Annotated in this window: 14 protein-coding genes; 12 read left to right on the forward strand and 2 right to left on the reverse strand. The window is 60.6% G+C overall.

Going from position 1 to position 21,286, the window contains the following annotated elements; genetic code table 11:
- Nucleotides 1-2: 2 nt before the first annotated feature.
- The 11 genes from mocA to xdhC all read left to right on the forward strand — a co-directional run bounded on the left by mocA (nt 3) and on the right by xdhC (nt 18,003).
- A complete protein-coding gene (gene mocA / locus AAHA39_RS03155) occupies nt 3-662 on the forward strand; it encodes a molybdenum cofactor cytidylyltransferase (protein ID WP_342689992.1) in 660 nt (219 codons plus the stop codon).
- Nucleotides 663-1,134: 472 nt separating this feature from the next.
- Entirely contained in the window at nt 1,135-4,245 is a 3,111-nt protein-coding gene (gene ygfK / locus AAHA39_RS03160; RefSeq protein ID WP_320654927.1) for a putative selenate reductase subunit YgfK, read from the forward strand.
- 30 nt (nt 4,246-4,275) lie between these two features.
- Nucleotides 4,276-5,604 carry a putative aminohydrolase SsnA gene (gene ssnA, locus AAHA39_RS03165; protein ID WP_041207674.1) on the forward strand — a complete coding sequence of 443 codons (1,329 nt, stop codon included), beginning with the start codon at nt 4,276-4,278 and terminating at the stop codon, nt 5,602-5,604.
- Nucleotides 5,605-5,684: 80 nt separating this feature from the next.
- Entirely contained in the window at nt 5,685-6,461 is a 777-nt protein-coding gene (gene ygfM / locus AAHA39_RS03170) for a molybdopterin-dependent oxidoreductase FAD-binding subunit (RefSeq protein ID WP_320654923.1), read from the forward strand.
- A complete protein-coding gene (locus AAHA39_RS03175) occupies nt 6,458-9,355 on the forward strand; it encodes a molybdopterin-dependent oxidoreductase Mo/Fe-S-binding subunit (protein ID WP_320654921.1) in 2,898 nt (965 codons plus the stop codon). Before ygfM ends, AAHA39_RS03175 begins: the two co-directional genes overlap by 4 nt.
- 95 nt (nt 9,356-9,450) lie before the next feature.
- A complete protein-coding gene (locus AAHA39_RS03180; protein WP_320654919.1) occupies nt 9,451-10,983 on the forward strand; it encodes a nucleobase:cation symporter-2 family protein in 1,533 nt (510 codons plus the stop codon).
- A gap of 39 nt (nt 10,984-11,022) precedes the next feature.
- Nucleotides 11,023-12,339, forward strand: a complete 1,317-nt coding sequence (gene guaD / locus AAHA39_RS03185) for a guanine deaminase (protein ID WP_320654917.1) — start codon at nt 11,023-11,025, stop codon at nt 12,337-12,339.
- A 379-nt stretch (nt 12,340-12,718) separates the two neighbouring features.
- The gene (locus tag AAHA39_RS03190; RefSeq protein WP_162516894.1) at nt 12,719-14,020 is read left to right on the forward strand and encodes an NCS2 family permease; all 1,302 of its coding nucleotides are present in this window, start codon (nt 12,719-12,721) and stop codon (nt 14,018-14,020) included.
- A gap of 311 nt (nt 14,021-14,331) precedes the next feature.
- Entirely contained in the window at nt 14,332-16,650 is a 2,319-nt protein-coding gene (gene xdhA / locus AAHA39_RS03195) for a xanthine dehydrogenase molybdenum-binding subunit XdhA (RefSeq protein ID WP_320654915.1), read from the forward strand.
- A complete protein-coding gene (gene xdhB / locus AAHA39_RS03200; RefSeq protein WP_320654913.1) occupies nt 16,643-17,521 on the forward strand; it encodes a xanthine dehydrogenase FAD-binding subunit XdhB in 879 nt (292 codons plus the stop codon). The genes xdhA and xdhB overlap by 8 nt, the downstream gene beginning before the upstream one ends.
- On the forward strand, nt 17,518-18,003 hold the full coding sequence (gene xdhC / locus AAHA39_RS03205) for a xanthine dehydrogenase iron sulfur-binding subunit XdhC (RefSeq protein ID WP_005345665.1): 486 nt from the start codon (nt 17,518-17,520) through the stop codon (nt 18,001-18,003). Before xdhB ends, xdhC begins: the two co-directional genes overlap by 4 nt.
- Nucleotides 18,004-18,126: 123 nt before the next feature.
- On the opposite strand, the gene AAHA39_RS03210 is transcribed toward xdhC, so the two are convergent.
- Nucleotides 18,127-18,666, reverse strand: coding sequence for a glycine zipper 2TM domain-containing protein (locus AAHA39_RS03210; RefSeq protein ID WP_043850854.1), 540 nt, complete (start codon nt 18,664-18,666; stop codon nt 18,127-18,129).
- Nucleotides 18,667-19,149: 483 nt separating this feature from the next.
- Between AAHA39_RS03210 and AAHA39_RS03215 the strand changes: the two genes are divergently transcribed.
- Nucleotides 19,150-19,338: a hypothetical protein gene (locus tag AAHA39_RS03215; protein ID WP_041207688.1), complete on the forward strand. Its 189-nt coding sequence runs from the start codon at nt 19,150-19,152 to the stop codon at nt 19,336-19,338.
- A 64-nt stretch (nt 19,339-19,402) separates the two neighbouring features.
- Here the strand turns inward: AAHA39_RS03215 and AAHA39_RS03220 are convergent, their stop codons facing one another.
- The gene (locus AAHA39_RS03220; RefSeq protein WP_320654909.1) at nt 19,403-20,929 is read right to left on the reverse strand and encodes a YfcC family protein; all 1,527 of its coding nucleotides are present in this window, start codon (nt 20,927-20,929) and stop codon (nt 19,403-19,405) included.
- Nucleotides 20,930-21,286: the final 357 nt, after the last annotated feature.

Raw genomic sequence — 21,286 nt, forward strand, 5'->3', positions numbered from 1 at the left:
CAATGACCGAAATAAATAGCGAGGTGAATGAAAAGGTGCAGGCTCGGGGGCGTGAACAGTGTGACTGTATAATTACCGCAGCAGGTTTGTCATCCCGCATGGGGGCATGGAAAATGATGCTACCTTATGGCTCGGGGACAATTCTTGATGCAAGTCTCAAAAATGCCCTGGCCTTCTGCTCCCGGATTATTTTGGTCGTGGGTCATCGCGGGGCCGAACTCGCTGCCTGTTATGGGAATCGCCCCGACATTCTCATCGTCCATAACCCTGACTATGAGTTGGGGCTGGGCAGTTCCATCCGCTGCGCTCTGGCGGCCAGCGATGCTGACTACCTCTTTATCAGCCACGGGGATCTGCCCTGTATCCCGTGCGAGGTCTATCAGCAGTTGTGGCAGGCGCGGGGAGAGCTCGCCCTGTTCCCGAGCTTTGAGGGGGAGGCGGGTCATCCGGTCTTGCTGCCAAAATCCCTCGCAAGGGAGCTGGCTGCCGCGCCGGCACAGGGTTCGGTGCGCCGCTGGTTGCTGCAACGCCCACACCGAAGCATACCGGTCGAGAGTCCTGCCATCCTCTTTGATATCGATACCCCCGAGCGATATCAGGCGCTGATCCGCGGCGAGCTGGAGCTGCGTTCTGCCGACGAGTTTACGACCGAGCAGGGCTGAGCCGTATCGTTGGGACCCACCTCCCTCTGCATACAATGGCAGCCAGAGGGGCGGTAACGCGAGTCATCTCGCAGCCTTTGGATAAACCGAAATAGCGACGACTGCCTTTTATATGGCTGTGACTTTTAAGCCAGCCCCGACCATATTGGTCGGGGCTGGCTTGCGATAATGCTGGATGATTTTCACCCTATCAAAGTGATATTTATCGCTGCCGATTTGATACTTCTCTTTTTACACTGGCATTGCCTTGAATAAAATTTCAAGTGAGTGAGAACCACTCTCATTAATCATAATGGCGACATGCCAAACAGCCTTCATTAATTCGAGCCATCTCACGCTTTTACCCTAAAAAATAGTTTTGCCGATGGAGTGGCCTGATAGTTGCTCCTCTCCTTGCCAAGGGGTAATGCCCGTGCGGGATACCCCATTTATTCATGCTGCCAATGCGCAGAACAGCTGCAAGGAGATAGCCATGGGCGATATTATGCGACCCGTTCCCTTCAAGAACCTTCTGACCCGCATTTTTGCGGAATATAAAGAGAGTCAGAGCATTTTCGGTATTCCCGCCGCACAATTTTATCGCAAGCAGGACGAGCGCAAGATCAAGGTGTTCGGTGAAACCTGCGAGACCCCCATTGGCCCGGCAGCCGGCCCCCATACCCAGTTGGCCCAGAACATCGTCACCTCCTGGCTGACCGGCGGGCGCTTTATCGAGCTCAAGACGGTGCAGATCCTGGACCGTCTCGAACTGGAAAAGCCCTGCATCGATGCAGAAGACGAGTGCTTCAACACCGAGTGGTCTACCGAGTTCACCCTGCCCAAGGCGTTTGACGAGTATCTGAAAGCCTGGTTTGCCCTCTACCTGCTGGAAGAGGTGTTCGATCCCCGTCTCGACGGAGAGGCCAAGTCATTCATCTTCAACATGAGCGTGGGTTACAACCTCGATGGCATCAAACAGCCACCGATGCAGCAGTTCATCCACAGCCTGATGGATGCCAGCAGCAATCCGAAATTTGTCGAGTACCAGCAGGTGGTACGTGAACTGGTGGCCGACGAGCAGTTTATCGCCGAGCTGGGACTGGGGGCGCGCCGCGATCGCCTGCAACAGCTGGTGGAGCGCATCCCGGCTGAGCTGGTGCACGGCGTTACCCTCTCCACCATGCATGGCTGCCCGCCCAACGAAATTGAGGCCATCTGCCGCTATATGCTGGAAGAGAAGGGGCTCAACACCTTCGTCAAACTCAACCCGACCCTGCTGGGTTACCCGCGGGTGCGCGAGATCCTCGATACCTGTGGCTTTGATTACATTGGTCTGAGCGAAGAGTCGTTCGATCACGACCTCAAGCTGGATCAGGCCAAGGCGATGCTGACCCGTCTGATGGCGCTGGGAGCCGAGAAGGGGCTTACCTTCGGGGTCAAGCTCACCAACACTCTCGGCACCATCAACCGCAAAGGGGCGCTGCCGGGGGATGAGATGTATATGTCCGGCCGGGCGCTGTTCCCCCTCTCCATCAACGTGGCGGCCGTGCTGTCCCGCGCCTTCGATGGCAAGCTGCCCATCTCCTACTCGGGCGGTGCCAGCAAGTTCAACATCGCCGAGATCTTCGAGACCGGTATCCGTCCCATCACCATGGCCACCGATCTGCTCAAGCCGGGTGGCTACCTGCGCCAGATTGAGTGCCTCAAAGAGATCGACGCCTCTGACAGCTGGGGCATGAGTCAGGTGGATGTGGCCAAGCTGGAGGCACTTGCTGCCAAGGCGCTCACCATGGATTACACCCAGAAGGAGTGGAAGTCCGAGGATCGCATCGAAGTGGGTGGTGGCCTGCCGCTGACCGACTGCTACGTGGCGCCCTGCGTCACCGCCTGCGCCGTGCATCAGGATATCCCCGAGTACATTCGCCTGATGGGCGAGGGGGAGTATGTGGCAGCCCTTGAGCTGATTTATCAGCGCAACGCCTTGCCCGCCATCACCAGCCACATCTGCGATCACCAGTGCCAGTACAACTGCACCCGTCTCGACTACGACAGCGCGCTCAATATCCGCGAGCTGAAAAAAGTGGCGCTGGAGCGCGGCTGGGAAGGGTACAAGGCCCGCTGGCACAAACCGGCCGGCAGCGGTGACAAGCATCCGGTTGCAGTTATTGGCGCCGGCCCGGCCGGTCTCTCCGCCGGTTACTTCCTGGCCCGTGCCGGTCACCCGGTCACCGTGTTCGAGCGCGAAGCGGATGCCGGTGGCGTGGTCAAGCACATCATCCCCGAGTTCCGCATTCCGGCCGAGCTTATCCAGCATGACATCGACTTTGTCGCCGCTCACGGGGTCAAGTTCGAGTTTGGCTGCGATCCGGCGCTCACCGTCGACAAGCTGCACGCCCAGGGCTTTAGCTATGTCTTCGTCGGCATCGGCGCCGACAAGAACGGTGGCATGCGCCTTGAGGGGGGGCACGAGCGGGTTTACAAGTCTTTTAACTTCCTGCGCAGCTTCAATCAGGGCAAACCGCTGCCGCTGGGCCGTCATGTGGCGGTGATCGGTGCCGGCAACACCGCCATGGACTGCGCCCGCGCGGCTCTTAAAGTGCCGGGTGTCAGCGATGTCACCGTGATCTACCGTCGCAGCGAAAAAGAGATGCCCGCCTATCGCGAGGAGTATCTGGAAGCTGTGGAGGATGGGGTGCGTTTCTGCTTCCTCACCAATCCGGAGCGCTTTGAGAAAGATGGCAAGCTCACCGTGCGGATGATGGCGCTGGGGGAAGCTGACGAGCAGGGCCGCCGCCGTCCGGTGCCCACCGAGCAGACTGAAGTGATGCAGATGGATGCCTTGATCACCGCCATTGGCGAGCAGCCTGACTGCGAGGTGCTCAAAGCGATGGGCATTCCTCTTGGCAGCGATGGCTGGCCCGAGGTGGATGGCCAGACCGGCGAAACCAGCCGTCGCAACGTCTTCCTCATCGGTGACGTGCAGAGCGGCCCGTCCTCCATCGTCGGTGCCATCGGTGGTGCCCGCCGCGCGGCGGATCTGGTGCTCTCTCGCGAGCATATCGCCAGCCAGCAGAGCGAAGTGACCATCCAGCCGTCGGGCAAGGATGAGATCTACCGCCGCAAGGGGAGCATCGCCGTCACCATGGTCGACAAGAACGAGCGTGATGCCTTCGTGGCGCAAGAGGCGCACCGTTGCCTCGAGTGCAACTACCTCTGCAGCAAGTGCGTGGATGTCTGCCCCAACCGGGCCAACGTCGCCATCGCGGTGCCGGGCTTCAAAGACCAGTTCCAGACCCTGCACCTGGATGCCTACTGCAACGAATGTGGCAACTGCGCCCAGTTCTGCCCGTGGCAGGGCAAGCCCTATCAGGACAAGGTCACCATCTTCAGCCTGCCCGAGGACTTCGACAACAGCCGCAACCCCGGGTTCTATCTGGCTGACGGTGGCGAACTGCGGGTGCGTCAGGATGGCGAGACCTATCGCCTGACCATAGACGCCCAGAGCCGGATCAAGGATGCGCCAGCAGCCCTTGGCGACATGTGCCGGATCATCAGCCATGTCCATGCTCATCACCACTACCTGCTGGGGGCCGTCGAGGCCTGAGCGAACCACGAATAAGCGAAGGAGCAAACCATGTTTATTCTGAAGAACGTCACCGCTGTCCAGCTGGAGCCGACCCGGGTGCTGGAAGGGGTGGATATCGCCATCGAAGGATCGCTTATCAAAGCGGTGGGGCCCAATCTGCGGGCCCTCTACCCGGAGGCCAACTATCGGGAGATGGGCGGCAAGCTGGTGATGCCGGGCATCGTCTGTGCCCACAACCACTTCTACTCCGGCCTGTCGCGGGGGATCATGGCCAATATCGCCCCCTGCCCGGATTTTATCTCCACCCTGAAAAACCTCTGGTGGCGCCTCGATCGGGCGCTCGATGAAGAGTCCCTCTACTACAGCGGCCTCATCTGCTCGCTGGAAGCGATCAAGAGCGGTTGCAGTGCGGTGATCGACCACCACGCTTCGCCCAACTTCATCAAGGGCTCCCTGAATGTGCTGCGCAAAGGGTTTATGGAGGCGGGTCTGCGCGGCATGACCTGCTTCGAGACCACGGATCGCAACGGCGGCCTCGCCGAGCTGCAGGCCGGGGTGGAGGAGAACATCCTGTTCGCCCAACAGATCGATGCGGCCAAAGCCAAGGGGAGCGAGCCCTATCTGGTGGAGGCCCATATCGGCGCCCACGCCCCCTTCACCGTGCCCGACGAGGGGCTCGCCATGCTGCGCGAAGCGGTGCAGGTCACCGGTCGTGGTCTGCATATCCATGTGGCGGAAGACCGCTACGACATGGCCCACGGTCACCACCACTATGGCAAGGAGCCCATCGCCCGGCTGGACGAGTTTGGCCTGATCGACAGCAAGACCCTGATCGCCCACGGCATCTACTTAAGCCCGGCTGACATCGAACTGCTCAACAGCCGCGATGCCTTCCTGGTGCACAACGCCCGCTCCAACATGAACAACCATGTGGGCTACAACATGCACCTGCCGGAGTATCGCAACCTGGCGCTTGGCACCGATGGTATTGGCTCCGACATGCTCGAAGAGCTCAAGTTCGCCTACTTCAAACACAAGGATGCCGGCGGAGCGCTCTGGCCCGACAGCTTTGCTCGGTTCCTCTGGAACGGCAACACCCTGCTGGAGCGCAACTTCGGCGCCAAATTTGGCCGCCTGGAGCCGGGTTACAAGGCCGACCTCACCATCTGCGACTACGCCGCACCGACTCCGCTGGCGCCGCGCAACCTCGGTGGCCATCTCGCCTTCGGTATGGGCTCATCCTCGGTCAACAGCGTGATGGTAGAGGGTCGCATGGTCTATCAGGATCGCGAGTTCGCCTTTGACGTCGAGCCCATTTATCAGCAGGCCAGCAAGGTGGCGAGCCGCCTGTGGCAACGGATGGATCAGCTGGCCTGAGGCCACCTGCCGCACGTTTGGACTGGATTGCCCGCCCTGTGGATTTGCCCGGCGGCGGGCTGCAAGAGTAAGGACGACACATGATTGAGCAATTCTTCCGACCCGAACAACTGGGTCAGGCTTTGGAACTCAAGGCCCGCTTTGGCAACGACGCCGTCTACATGGGGGGCGGCAGCAAGCTCAACGCAGCTCCGACCCGCACCGACAAGAAGGTCGCCATCTCGCTGGACAAGCTCGGACTTGGCCAGATTGAGCAGCAGCACGGTCAACTCCACATCGGCGCCACCGTCACCCTGCAAGCCCTCAAAGACGACCCCCGTACCCCGACCGCCCTGTGCGAGGCGCTGGGGTTTGTCTACTCCCGCCATCTGCGCAATCAGGCCACCATTGGCGGCGAAATTGCCTGCCAACAGCAGGACTCCCCGCTGCTGCCGGTACTGCTGGTACTCGAAGCAGTGGTGGTACTGGAGAACAACCAGCTGCAACCCATCGATACCTATCTGGCGGGCCAGCGCAAGGAGCTGGTGCTGGGGGTGGTGCTGCCGGAGCCCGCGCTGCGCTGCGCCACTCGCCGCATCAGCCGCAACGCCGATGGTCTGGCGGTGATGACTGCCGCCGTGGCCCTTGATGCCCTTGGCGAGATGCGGGTCGCCGTTGCTGGCGTTACGCCGCAGCCGATGCGCCTGCGTGATGTGGAGCGCCGCGATCTGCACGATGCCGCGCTGGAGGCGGCTGTGAGCGAGCTGGTTGCACCGCGCGAGGATCTCGGCGGCAGCGTGACCTACAAGCGCTATATCAGCGGGGTAGTGGTGGCGGATCTGCTGGTCGAGTGTCAGCAGCAGGAGGTACAGGCATGATGGAACTCAACTTCACACTGAACGGTGCCCTGCGCACCGTCATCACCCCGGCTGGCGAGAATGCCCAGCGGGTGCTGTTCAACCAGTGCCGGATGCACTCGGTGCGCAACAGCGACGACGGCTTTGGCTTTGCCGGCTCCGACGCCATTCTCTTCAACGGCAAGGTGATCAACGCCTCCCTGCTGATCGCCGCACAACTGGATGGATCAGAGGTGCGCACCGCCGAGTCGCTGGGCAGCTGGAACCAGCTCAGTCTGGTACAGCAGGCGATGGTAGATGTGGGCGTGGTGCAGTCCGGCTACAACGATCCGGCTGCGGCGCTCATCGTCACCGACCTGCTTGATCGCCATCCCGAACCGACCCGTGATCAAATCGACGACGCGCTCTCGGGTCTCTTTCACCGGGACGGCGGCTACCAGCAGTTCTATCAGGCCATCGAGCTTGCCAGTTCACGGATGAAGGATCCCGATTACCTGTGCCAGATTGCCCCCGAGTTTCGCGACGATCTGCGCCATATCGGCAAGAGTTGCCCGAAAGTGGACGCCGCCAAGATGGTACAGGCCAAGCCCTGCTACGTGGAGGATCGGGTCACCGAGGATGCGCTGGTCATCAAGATGCTGCGCAGCCCCCATCCCCATGCGGTGATCACCAAACTCGACGTGAGCCGCGCCGAAGCCATGCCGGGCGTTGTGCATGTCATCACCCACCTCAACTGCCCCGATATCTACTACACCCCGGGTGGCCAGAGCGCGCCCGAGCCGTCACCGCTCGATCGCCGCATGTTTGGCCGCAAGCTGCGTCACGTAGGTGACCGGGTGGCCGCCGTGGTGGCCGAGAGCGAAGCCATCGCATTGGCCGCGCTCAAACTCATCGAGGTCGAGTATCAGGTGCTGCCGGCGGTCATGAACATTGACGAGGCGATGGCCCCGAATGCACCGCTGGTCCACGACGAGCCCATCGTCTACATGGCCGGGGCACCGGCGGATCTGGAGCAGCAGAACGCCTGCTCGGTGCGCCGCGGCGACGAGCACATGATCATCAACTTCCCCATCGGTTCCCGTCCGCACGAGAACCTGGCCGCCAGCGTCCATGGCCAGATCGGTGACGTGGCCAAAGGCTTTGCAGAGGCGGACGAGATTGTCGAGCGCACCTACGAATCGACCCAGGCCCAGCAGTGCCCGACCGAGCCGCACATCTGCTTCACCTACATGGATGGCGATCGTCTGGTCATTCACGCTTCCACCCAGGTGCCGTGGCACGTGCGCCGTCAGGTGGCGCGCATCGTCGGCATGAAGCAGCACCAGGTGCATGTGATCAAGGAGCGGGTAGGGGGCGGCTTTGGCTCCAAGCAAGATATCCTGCTGGAAGAGGTGTGTGCCTGGGCGACCAAGGTTACCGGCCGTCCGGTCACCTTCCGCTACACCCGGGAAGAGGAGTTCATCAGCAACACCTCCCGCCATGTGGCCAAGGTGAAGGTGAAAGTAGGGGCCAAGAAAGATGGCACCATCACCGCCATCGAGATGGATTTTCGCGCCAACACCGGCCCTTACGGCAACCACTCTCTGACGGTGCCGAGCAACGGCCCGGCGCTCTCCCTGCCGCTCTATCCGTGCGACAACGTGCGCTTTACCGTCAACACCTACTACAGCAACATCTGCCCGACCGGCGCGTATCAGGGTTATGGCGCGCCCAAGGGCAACTTCGCGCTGACCATGGCCATTGCCGAACTTGCCGAGAAACTGGGCATCGATCAGCTCGACATGGTGGAGCACAACCGGGTGCACGAGGGGGACATCCTCAAGGTGCTGGGTGCCATCGGCGAGGGCAAGATGCCTACCTCGGTGCCCCATGCGGCCAGCTGCGCCCTCGAACCCATCCTCAAACAGGGCCGCGAGTTGATTGCCTGGGATAGTCCCAAACCCGCTGACGGGGATTGGCGCATCGGTCGTGGCGTCGCCATCATCATGCAAAAATCGGGGATCCCGGATATCGATCAGGCCAACTGCATGGTCAAGCTGGAGTCTGACGGCACCTTTATCGTCCACTCCGGTGGCGCCGATATCGGCACCGGCCTCGATACCGTGGTGGCCAAGCTGACTGCCGAAGTGCTGCACTGCCCGCTCGGGGATGTGCACGTCATCTCCGGTGATACCGACCACGCCTTGTTCGACAAGGGGGCCTACGCCTCGTCAGGTACCTGCTTCTCCGGCAACGCGGCCAAGAAGGCGGCCGAGAACCTCAAGGAGAAGATCCTGTTCCACGGTGCCGCCATGCTGGGCGAGCCGGTAGCAGATGTTGAGCTGGCGTTCCCGGGCGTGGTGCGCGGCAAGCTGGGGGAGGTGAGCCTCGCCAAGCTGGCCCACAAGGCCGAGACCGGTACCGGCTTTGGCATTCTGGTGGGCACCGCCAGTTACATCACTTCGGAGCTTGCCTTCCCGTACGGGGCCAACTTCGCCGAGGTGGCGGTCAACGTCAGAACCGGCGAGATCCGCCTCGACAAGTTCTACGCCCTGCTCGACTGCGGCACCCCCATCAACCCGGAACTGGCGCTCGGCCAGATCTACGGGGCGACCATGCGGGCCATCGGCCACTCATTGACCGAGGAGATCTGCTACGACGGCAAGGGCATTCCGCTCACCCGCGATCTCAAGAGCTATGGCGCGCCCAAGATTGGCGACATTCCGCGCGACTTCCGGGCCTTCCTGGTACCGAGTGACGACAAGGTCGGCCCTTACGGCGCCAAGTCCATCTCGGAGATCGGGGTCAACGGCGCGGCGCCTGCCATCGCCACCGCCATCCACGACGCCTGTGGTGTCTGGTTGCGCAAGTGGCACTTCACGCCGGAGCAGATCCTGCGCGAGCTGGGCAAGCTGGAGCAAAACGTGTCGGCATAACAAAAGAAAAGGTGAGGGGCGGGCGCAAGCTCGCCCCCAGCGCCTGACGGCGGAATGAGTACTCCGCCTACATTCTGTGTGATGGGACAAACACGATGTCTAAAACAACACGCAAGCACTCGGATCTCATTTACGAGCTGGAAGACAAACCCCCGTTTTATCAAACCCTGATGGGTGCAGTGACCCATCTGCTGGCCATTTTTGTCCCCATGGTGACCCCGGCGCTGATCGTCGGCGGTGCCTTGGGTCTATCCACCGAGATCACCGCCTATCTGGTCTCCATGGCGATGATCGCCTCCGGTATCGGCACCTGGCTGCAGGTGAACCGTTATGGCCCCATCGGTTCGGGGCTGCTCTCCATCCAGTCGGTCAACTTCTCCTTCGTCACCGTGATGATCGCGCTCGGCGGCGCCATGAAAAAAGATGGCATCCATGAGGAGCTGATTGTCTCGACCCTGCTCGGGGTCTCCTTTGTCGGTGCCTTTCTGGTAATGGGCTCCTCCTTTGTGCTGCCCTACCTCAAGCGGGTGATCACCCCGACCGTGAGTGGGGTAGTGGTTCTGATGATTGGCCTGAGCCTTATCAAGGTGGGGATCATCGACTTTGGCGGCGGCTTCTCCGCCATGAGCAGCGGCACCTTTGGCAAATACGAGCACATCGGGCTGGGGCTGCTGGTGCTCTGCGTTATCGTCGCCTTCAACTGCAGCCGAAGCCCGCTGCTGCGGATGAGCGGCATCGCCATCGGTCTGATGGTGGGTTATGCGGTGGCCCTGATGCTCGGCATGGTGGATTTTTCTGCCCTTGAGAACCTGCCGCTTATTACGGTGCCGATCCCGTTCAAGTACGGTTTCTCCTTCGATTTTCACGCCTTTATGCTGGCGGGCACCATCTATCTGTTGAGCGTGCTGGAGGCGGTGGGGGACATCACCGCCACCGCCATGGTCTCCCACCGGGATATTCAGGGCCCCGAGTTTCAAAAACGGCTCTCCGGCGGTGTGCTGGCTGATGGGTTGGTCTCGGTGATCGCCTCGGCCCTCGGCTCTTTGCCGCTCACCACCTTTGCCCAGAACAACGGGGTGATCCAGATGACCGGGGTGGCCTCACGCCATGTGGGCAAGTTTATTGCCGTCATTCTGGTGTTGTTGGGGCTCTTCCCGGTGGTGGGGCGCTTCTTTACCACCATACCGTCACCTGTGATGGGGGGCGCCATGGTCATCATGTTCTCCATGATCGCCATCGCCGGTGGTCGCATCATCATCAGCCACGGCTTCGATCGGCGGGAGACCCTGATTGTCGCCACCTCTCTGGGTCTTGGGCTTGGTGTCTCCTATGACCCGAACGTCTTCAAGGTGCTGCCGGCGGGTATCTACATGCTGGTGGAGAACCCCATCTGTGCCGGTGGTATCACCGCCATCATCATGAATCTGGTATTGCCCCAGAGCCGTACCCGCAAGGCAGAGGCTGCTGCCAAAGCGCTCAAGGCGGCCGATGCGGTAGAGGTGATCCAGCTGAGCGACAAACCGGACGTGACCTTCACGGCCCGTCCTGTCAGCACCGCGAACCGTCGCGATGAAGAGGCGCTGGCCAATGCCAAACCGGTCGCCGCCGTCCAGATCGAACGGGTTTGATGGTCACAACAGAACAATAAAAAAGTAGGGGAACGAGGTATGAAATACGACAACTCCGTCAAAGCCGTGCGCGGCAGCTTCTTCGACATCACCCGGGTGGTGGATCAGCCCGAGGAGATTGAGTCCAACGCCCGTCTTATCGAGGATGGCCTGCTGATCATTCGCAACGGCTGCATCGACTGGTTTGGTGAGTGGGAGGAGGGGAAGGATCGCATTCCGGCCGAAGTGCGGGTGCGGGATTATCGCGGCAAGATGATAGTGCCTGGCTTTGTCGACACCCACATTCACTATCCCCAGAGCGAGATGGTGGGGGCCTATGGCGAGCAACTGCTGGAGTGGCTCAACCGCCACACCTTCCCGGCCGAGCGGCGTTACAACGATCTCGAGTATGCCCGCGAGATGTCCACCTTCTTTATCAAGCAGTTGCTGCGAAACGGCACCACCACGGCGCTGGTGTTTGGCACCGTTCACCCCGAGTCGGTGGATGCCCTGTTCGAGGCAGCCAGTCGCATCAATATGCGGATGATCGCCGGCAAAGTGATGATGGATCGCAACGCGCCCGATTATCTGCTCGATACCGCCGAGAGCAGCTATGAACAGAGTAAGCAGCTCATTGAGCGCTGGCACGGCAACGGTCGACTTCTATATGCCATCACACCACGATTTGCACCCACTTCGACATCCGAGCAGCTGGCGATGGCGCGGCGACTGCGCGAAGAGTTTCCCACCACCTATCTGCACACCCATCTGTGCGAGAACAAGGACGAGATCGCCTGGGTAAAATCCCTGTTCCCGGCGCACAAGGGCTATCTCGACGTTTATCACCAGCATGGGTTGACCGGTCACAACTGCGTGTTTGCCCACTGTGTCCATCTGGAAGAGCAGGAGTGGGATTGTCTGAAAGAGACCAACTCCACCATCGCGTTTTGTCCAACCTCCAATCTTTATCTCGGCAGTGGTCTCTTCAAGCTGCACAAAGCGTGGCGCAAGCAGGTGAAAGTGGGGATGGGCACCGACATCGGCGCCGGTACCACCTTCAACATGCTGCAGACCCTCAACGAGGCCTACAAGGTGATGCAACTGCAGGGGGAGCGCCTTTCGGCCTATCAGGCCTTCTATCTGGCCACCCTGGGCGGAGCCCATTCGCTCGGGCTGGACGAGAAGATCGGCAGCTTTGCGGTGGGCAAGGAGGCGGATTTCGTGGTACTCGACCCGGTCGCCACCCCGCTGCAACAGCTGCGCTACGACAACTCCACAACCTTGCGCGACAAGCTGTTCGTGCTGCTGACGTTGGGTGATGACAGAGCCATCTACCGCACCTATGTGGATGGCCAGCTGGTCCACGAACGGGGTTAGGGAGAATAAACCGGGCAGGGCAGCAAGAGCGCCGCTCTGCCACGAATACGGAGGCTGGCGTGCCCGCTCGGGGCGCCAGCGCCGCGATACATCAGGGCGATCCCCTGATGACCAACCTGAAATGGCCCGGTTTTTTGATCAGCAAGGCAAACGTTTGATTGGTGCTGCCAGCCCTGGTCTCTGAGTTGCACCTTCCGTGTGCAATGGCAGATCCACAGATCCTGTCGCCATTTCGTGATGAAACATTCAGGCGCTTGTGAAGGAGTTGGGTATGACCCAAGCAAACAGCAGGACAAACAGCGTGGAAGGGCTGGCCAGTCAAGACACCGGCAAGACCGCATCACAACAGCAACCGCTCACCGCTCTCGATCGCTATTTCATGATCAGCGAGCGGGGCAGCAACGTCAGACAGGAGGTGCTGGCCGGGCTCACCACCTTTCTCGCCATGGTCTATTCGGTGATCGTGGTGCCCGGCCTGCTCGGCAAGGCAGGTTTTCCACCGGGCGCCGTTTTTGTGGCCACCTGTCTGGTGGCGGGGTGTGGTTCATTGTTGATGGGGCTCTGGGCCAAGCTGCCGATGGCTATCGGTTGCGCCATCTCGCTCACCGCCTTTACCGCTTTTAGTCTGGTGCTGGGGCAGCAGATCCCCATTCCGGTGGCGCTGGGGGCCGTCTTCCTGATGGGGGTGTTGTTCACTGCCATCTCTGTGACCGGGGTGCGTAGCTGGATCCTCGACAACCTGCCGATGGGGATTGCCCATGGCACCGGCATCGGTATCGGCCTCTTCCTGTTGCTGATTGCAGCCAACGGGGTAGGGCTGGTCATCAAGAACCCGCTCGAGGGGCTGCCGGTCGCGCTGGGGGCCTTTACCTCGATGCCGGTCATCATGACCCTGCTCGGCCTCGCGGTGATCTTCGGGCTGGAGAAGCTCAAAGTCCCGGGCGGGATCCTGCTGGTGATCATCGCCATCTCCATCTTCGGTCTCATTTTTGACCCGGCGGTGAAGTATCAGGGTTTGTTCGCTCTGCCGAGTCTCTCCGACGATCAGGGCAAGTCTCTCATCTTCAGTCTGGACATCATGGGGGCGCTCTCGCCGCTGGTGCTGCCAAGCGTGCTGGCACTGGTGATGACCGCGGTATTTGATGCCACCGGCACCATTCGCGCCGTGGCGGGGCAGGCCAATCTGCTGGATAAGGATGGCCACATCATCAACAGCGGCAAGGCGCTGAGCGCCGACTCGGTGAGCAGCATCTTCTCCGGTCTGGTGGGGGCATCTCCGGCCGCCGTCTATATCGAATCGGCGGCGGGCACGGCGGCGGGCGGCAAGACTGGCCTCACTGCCACCGTGGTGGGCGGCCTCTTCCTGCTGATGCTGTTCCTGGCGCCGCTCTCCTATCTGGTGCCGGCCTATGCCACCGCACCGGCGTTGATGTATGTGGGTCTCCTGATGCTGAGCAACGTCACCAAGCTCGATTTCAGTGACTTCGTCGGGGCCATGTCCGGTCTGTTGTGCGCCGTCTTTATCGTGCTCACCTGCAACATCGTCACCGGTATCATGCTGGGCTTCAGTGCGCTGGTTATTGGCCGCATCTGCTCCAAGGAGTGGCACAAGCTCAACACGGGCACCGTCATCATCGCCCTGGCGCTGGTGATTTTCTATGCTGGGGGGTGGGCTATTTAGGGATAACCCGCCCGTTTCGGGGCTGTCATCGGCAGCCCCGCTTTTCTTTGTCAAACCTGCATGTTCCTTTGATTTTCACCCCGTACCATTTTGATAAATCCCCTTACCAGATTGATAGCGCTGCGGGAACTGGTTGCATCGGGGGCTGCTGCTTCGTCTCCGGCAGGCACCTTGCCGGCCAGAAAAAGGGAGACAGATGGGATCCTCTTCACACTTCTTCCCATCGCCGGGGAGAGAGGGGGAAACAGGCGCATATCTTGCTGTTTTTTATCCCGGTTCTGGATTTTTCTTCCCTGAAAAAGGACTTGATCATGTCCATAGGATTACCGCTCAAGCGGGTGGATGCCGAGGCCAAGGTGACCGGCAGTGCCCGTTATACCGATGACAACATCATGCTCGGCATGCGCCACGCCAAGTACGTGCGCAGCAATATCGCCCACGGCAAGGTGCTTGCCATCGAAGCCAGCGAGGCCCTGGCGCTGCACGGGGTCGAAGCCGTGTTCACCCATGAAGATGTGCCCACCACCTGTTTTCGCACTGCCGGCCACGCCTGGTCCCTCGATGAGGCCAAGCGGGATGTGAAAGACCGCCGTCTGCTCACCGACCATGTGCGCCACTTTGGCGATGGGGTCGCCATCGTGGTGGCCCGCGATCCGCTGGTGGCCGAGAAGGCTGCCGCCCTGGTCAAGGTGACCTACGAACCGCTGCCGGTGATGACGGATGCCCACAGTGCGCTGGCCGAGGATGCTTATCCCATCCATCCGAATGGCAACCTGCTGCGGCAAAGCCAGATCCGGGCGGGTGAGCCGGAACAGGCCATCGCCGCTGCGGATCTGCAGTTCAAGGCGCACTATCAGACGCCGGTGGTACAGCATTGCCATCTGGAGACGGTGACCTGCTACGCCTATATGGATCAGCCGGACCACATCATAGTGGTCAGCAGCACCCAGATCCCCCAAATTGTGCGCAGCCGGGTGGCCAAATCCCTCGGTCTGCCCTGGTCGAGCGTGCGGGTGATCAAGCCCTACATGGGCGGCGGCTTTGGTAACAAGCAGGATGTGCTGGAAGAGCCGATGGCGGCGTTTCTGAGCTACAAGCTTGGCGGTGTGCCGGTCAAGGTTACCTTGAGCCGGGAGGAGTGCTTCTTTGCTTCCCGCACCCGCCACGGCTTTGCCATCGACGGCACCCTCGGTATCAACCGGGATGGCACCCTTAAGGGGTATCAGCTCGACGTGCTCTCCAACACTGGCGGCTATGCCTCTCACGGCCACTCCATCGCCAGCGCCGGGGCCAACAAGATCAGCTACCTCTATCCGCGCAGTGCCTTTGGCTACGACGCCAAAACCTTCTACAGCAACCTGCCCACCGCCGGTGCCATGCGCGGTTACGGCGCGCCGCAGGTGGTGTTTGCCCTCGAATGTATGCTGGATGATGCCTGCGCCGAGTTGGGGCTGGATCCGCTCGAAGTACGCATCGCCAACGTGGCGCGCGAGGGGGATGTCAATCAGGTCAACCAGAAGACCATCTACAGTGCGGGCTTGCCCGAGTGTTTGCGCCGGGGCGGCGAGCAGTTCCAGTGGGAACGGCTCAAGGCCGAATGTCTGGCTCAGGATCCGGCAAGTCGGGTACGCCGTGGCATCGGGGTGGCGTGTTTTAGCTACGGCTCCAACACCTACCCGGTGGGGGTCGAAATTGCCGGCGCCCGCATGCTGCTCAATCAGGATGGCACCGTCAATCTGCAGATCGGTGCCACCGAGATAGGGCAGGGGTCGGATACCGTCTTTGCCCAGATGGCGGCCCAGACGTTAGGCATTCCGTTTGATCAGATCCGGGTCATTTCGACTCAGGATACCGACATCACCGCCTACGATCCGGGCTCGTTCGCCTCGCGTCAGAGCTATGTGGCAGCCCCCGCCATCCATCAGGCGGCGCTGCAACTGCGGGCCCGAATTTTGTCGCTGGCAGCCCAGCTCTGCCATCAGGATGTGGGGTCGCTCACCCTGATCGACGGCTACGTGGTGCTGGCCGGTGCGCCGGACAAGGTACTGATCAGCGTCGCCGAGGTGTCGGTCAATGCTTATTACCATCTCACCATCGGCGGCCAGATCACCTCGGAAGTCTCCCACAAGACCACCACCAACCCGCCGAGCTTTGGCTGTACCTTTGTCGATCTCAGTGTCGACATCGATCTCTGCAAGGTGACCATCAATCGCATCCTCAACTTGCACGATGCCGGCAAGATCCTCAACCCGCAGCTGGCAGAGGGGCAGGTGCATGGCGGTATGGGGATGGGGATCGGCTGGTCGCTGTTCGAGGAGATGATCATCGACGCCAAGAGCGGCGTGGTGCGCAACCCCAACCTGCTCGACTACAAGTTCCCCACCATGCTGGATTTGCCAGAGCTTGAGTGCGATTTCGTGCAGACCTATGAACCCCAGTCGGTCTATGGCCACAAATCCCTGGGGGAACCGCCCATCATTTCGCCGGGCCCGGCCATCCGTAACGCCATTCGCATGGCGACCGGCGTCGCTATCAACGAGCTGCCCATCACCCCCAAGACCCTGTTTCGGGAGTTTGTCGCGGCGGGTTTGATTGGCGAGGGAGCAGGGGAGGAGCAACACCATGTTTGATATTGCCCGTTACTACAAGGCCCGCAGTGTGGCCGAGGCGGTCGCCCTGCGTCAGGCTGACCCCGAGGCACGCCTTCTGGCCGGTGGCACCGATGTGATGATCCAGCTCCACCACCTCAATGCCGCCTATCGTCATATCGTCGATATTCACGACTTGCCCGAGCTCAAAGGGGTGTGCGAGTTGCCTGATGGGTCGATCCGCATCGGCTCCGGTACCACTTTTACCGAACTCATCGAAAACGAGCTGGTGCAGCGCCGCCTGCCGATGCTGGCCGAAGCGGCCGCCACCATCGCCGGTCCGCAGATCCGCAACGTCGCCACCTATGGCGGCAACATCTGCAACGGCGCCACCAGTGCCGACTCGGCGGCGCCTACCGTCGCGCTGGAAGCTGAGCTGGAAATCGCCGGGCCCAATGGTACGCGCCGCATCCCCATAGCCGGATTTCATACCGGCCCCGGCAAGGTGGCGCTGCAACCGGCGGAGCTCCTGGTGGCGTTTCACTTTGCCCCGGACGCACACCCCCAGGTGGGCTCCCAATACTTCAAATACGCCATGCGCGATGCCATGGATATCGCCACCATCGGCTGCGCCGCCTACTGCCAGATTGAGGATGGTCACTTCAAGAGTCTGCGGCTGGCCTACGGGGTTGCGGCTCCGACCCCGGTGCGCACTCCTCACGCGGAAGCGGCGGCCGAGGGGCAACCCCTGACTCGCGCCACACTGGCCGCGATTGCCGAGGCGGTGGTGGCCGACGTGGCGCCACGATCCTCCTGGCGGGCAGAGAAGGAGTTTCGCCTGCACCTTATCAAAACCCTGGCGCAGCGGGTGGTCGCCTGCGCAGTCGAACGTGCCGGAGGCAAGATCCTATGATGCAACCGCAAAGCTGTCCCGCCGTAGAGATCCAGTGCGAGATCAACGGCAAACCCTACTCCTATGCTGTGTCGCCCACCATGTCGCTGCTCCACTTCCTGCGTGGGCAGGGGCTTATCAGTGTTAAAGAGGGGTGCAGTGTCGGTGAGTGCGGCGCCTGTACCGTGCGGGTGAATGGCACGGCTATCGACAGCTGCCTCTATCTGGCGGTTTGGGCCGATGGTAAATCCATTCGTACCGTGGAGGGGGAGCGCAAAGGTAACGAACTCTCCGACGTGCAGCAGGCCTTTATCGACGAGGGGGCGGTGCAGTGCGGTTTTTGCACCCCGGGCCTAGTGATGGCGAGCGCGGCATTGCTCGACAAGACCGAACGCCGTCCGCTGACCGATGCGGAGATCCGCCGCGGGCTGTCGGGCAACCTCTGCCGTTGTACCGGTTATCAGAATGTGGTGCGGGCGGTGAAGAAGTGCTGCAAGGGTTGAGCAGCAGTTTGTCCCTTCGATGACGAACGCCGCGTAACCGCGTAACCGCGTAACAAGTCATAAAACCACAGGCCCGTCTCGCAAGAGGCGGGCCTTCTCTCTTTGAGTCGTTAACCGGGTTGATTACCCTTTTTGCGGCTCGATCACCAGTTTGCCATCCTTGACCGGAATGGTGGGGCCGGGAGCCTGTTTCATCCGGATCACCCCCTCCTGACCGGCTAGGCGGTAGGTCACGTCATAGCCGATGGTGCGGGTACTGCTATCCTGCACCGTCTTGCAGCGCTGCTCGGTGGTGGTATAGGTGTCGCCCGCCTGCATATTGCCCTGCACCTGATTGCCGGCGTAGCCACCCGCAACCGCTCCGGCGGCTGTCGCAACCTTCTTGCCGCTGCCACCGCCAAACTGGTGGCCGAGTACACCACCCAGCGCTGCGCCAACCACGGTGCCGAGGATCTTGTTCTCATCCTGTACCGGTTTGCGGTGGGTGAGCGTGACGTTGCGACACTCCTGACGCGGGGTCTGGATAGTCTCTGTGACCGGCTTGCTGGCAATCACCTCGGCAAAGGTTGGGGTCGGTGTAAAGAGCGAGCCACTGGCCGCCGCCGACAGCGCCAGTGCGGAAGCGACGCCAATACCGATACCTGCCATCATGGATCTGTTCATTTTGTTGTTCTCCTGCAATGTCCATTCGAGCTGTTCCAATCTGGCGCCATCTTGTCATAGCCGCTGCAGCGGACAAGGCGAGAGGGATGAGGGTGCGACAGCAGGTGACAAGGTCAAAAAACAGCCACTACAAAAAAGTGTCTGACTTTGGCGACAGCGCCGTAAAAATGACCATTTTGGGGATAATGAAAAGGAAATGAGAGGGTGAACAGCCCATTATGAGTCGCATTTTGCAATGAAAAAATGACGGTTGTCTGGCACGTCGCAAACTGCTTCCGCCCGCGAGGTCAAGTGCAGTAGGTAATCCCCAGGATGCTGCTGCCAACCCATTGATAAAACACTGCAGCCAGATCGTCTTTGTGCCGATAAGAGAATACGGCAAGCCTTTTGCTTGGATTGGGGTAAGGAGAGTGGAGGTGTTAGGCACCAAGGTGCCACACCAGACAGGAGACCACCTCCGAACCGAAGCAATGAGGGGGAGATATGTCAATGTTACCCAGGTGGATCACCCCGGCCATTCAGGCCAACATCATCACGGTGCAGCAAGCGGAGCGCCTGCTCGCCTCTCTCTACCAGCCACTTGCCGAGCAGGGTGAAGAGTTGCCTGCTGAGCTGGCCGACATCAGTCTCAAACTCTATTGCTTCCGCCAACAGGGGCGGGTACGTCATTAAGGCTGAAAAAGAACACCCCGCGCCTGGCTCGGGGTGTTTTGTTGGGGGGCACAAAGCTAGCCAATCAGGCCATCATCACCTGCGCCACTAGCATCAGGGCGCCAAATCCCAGCACAAAGCCCACCATGGGCAGCACGAACCTGACCCACTGGTTGAACTGGATGCCGAGCATCTGCAGGGTGACCAGCACCAGCCCGGTGGGGGCCAGGAACAGCATGGCGTATTGCCCCCAGTTGTAGGCCGACACCACTATGCAGCGCGGGATCATCACGGTATCCGCCAGCGGGGCCATGATAGGCATGGAGAGCACCGCGAGCCCCGAGGAGGAGGGCACCACCAGCCCCAGCAGGGTGAACACCAGCATCTGCGCCACCGCAAACACGGCGCCGTGCATGCCGGCCACCAGACCGGAGGCATAGGCCAGGATGGTGTCCGAGATCATCCCCTGATCAAGCACCAGGTTGACCCCCCGCGCCAGCCCGATGATGAGCGAGACGGCCACCAGTTCTGACGCCCCCTGGGTGAAGGCCTCGACCGCCTCTTTCTCCTTGAGGCCGGAGATGAAGATGATGACGATGGCGACGGCAAGGAAGGAGGCCGCCATCTGCGGGAACCACCAGCCAGCCATGGAGACGCCCCACACCATCAGGGGGAAAGCGAGGATGAACAGGGTCAGGATGATCTTGCGGCGCAGGGTGAAGGGGACCGCTTCATCGAGGGAGCCCTCTTTCAGGAAGCGAGCCCGAAAGCTCTCTCTGTCTTCATAGGTGTAGGAGAAGGCCGGGTTGGCCTTGATCTTCTTGCAGTACCAGTAGAGATAACCGATCACCACCAGGGTGCCCACCAGACAGCCGACGGCGCGAAAGCTCAGCCCCTCGGTAAAGGGAATTCCGGCGGCGTTGGAGGCGATCACCACCGAGAAGGGGTTGATGGTGGAGAAGGTGGTGCCCATGGAGGCGGCAAGGAAGATGGCCCCCACGCAGACGATGGCGTCATAGCCGAGCGCCAGAAAGATTGGCACCAGGATGGGATAGAAGGCGACAGCCTCTTCCTCCAGCCCACAGGTGGTGCCCCCCAGCGCCATCACAAAGCAGACCAGCGCCACAAACAGGAACTCGTTGCCGCGGGTCTTGCGCGACAGCGCCACCAAGCCCGCACTGAAGGCCCCCGTCTTGTTGATGACGCCGATAAGCCCGCCCAGCACCAGGATGAAGACGATGATGTCAGCCCCCTCTATGGTGCCTTTGACCATGCTCACCGCCACGTCGGAGAGTCCCTTGGGCGCCTGGGCCAGCCGCTCATAGGTACCGGGGATGGCGATGGGCTTGCGGATGGTGCCGTTGACGAATTGCTCCACCCCGATATTGATGTCGAGCTTGGTCAGCTCATCCTGAGTGGCGGGCACTCGCCGGGTTTCCCCTTGCGGCGTGTTGATGGTCAGCATATGGCTGGCGGCATTATAAGAGAGCTTGGCATAGGCGCCCGCCGGAATTATCCAGGTGAGGGCGATGGCCAACAACATGATCAAAAACAAAATGGTAAACGCGGTGGGAAATTGTCTGCGGGTCTGGGTATTCGGCTCGGCACACATAAAATGCTCCTCGATAAAGCAGGTTCGGGCTCGGCGGAATATCGGGTCGATAGGGTTCCTTCGTCATGCAGCGGGAGTGCGCAAACTCACTGGTTGTGGCGCATCGTATGGCGAGAAATCTGGCCTGATATTGAACATCCGGTAGATTGTTTCACCAAAAAACCATAACCCGCCGAGGGGAAGCATGAACAGCGCTGCGGGCCTGCTTTATGGAAGTCGTCACAAAATATATTTCATGAGAAATTTTTCATTAATTTACTGGCGATAAAGCGATGTGCTTGTTTATGCCATAAATATCCACGCAAACTATCTTAGTTAATAAGTCAATATTGATGACCCTGCAACCTAATATGGTTA

This window comes from Aeromonas sp. SE22, from assembly GCF_038739755.1.
Taxonomy (GTDB): Bacteria; Pseudomonadota; Gammaproteobacteria; order Enterobacterales; family Aeromonadaceae; genus Aeromonas; species Aeromonas jandaei.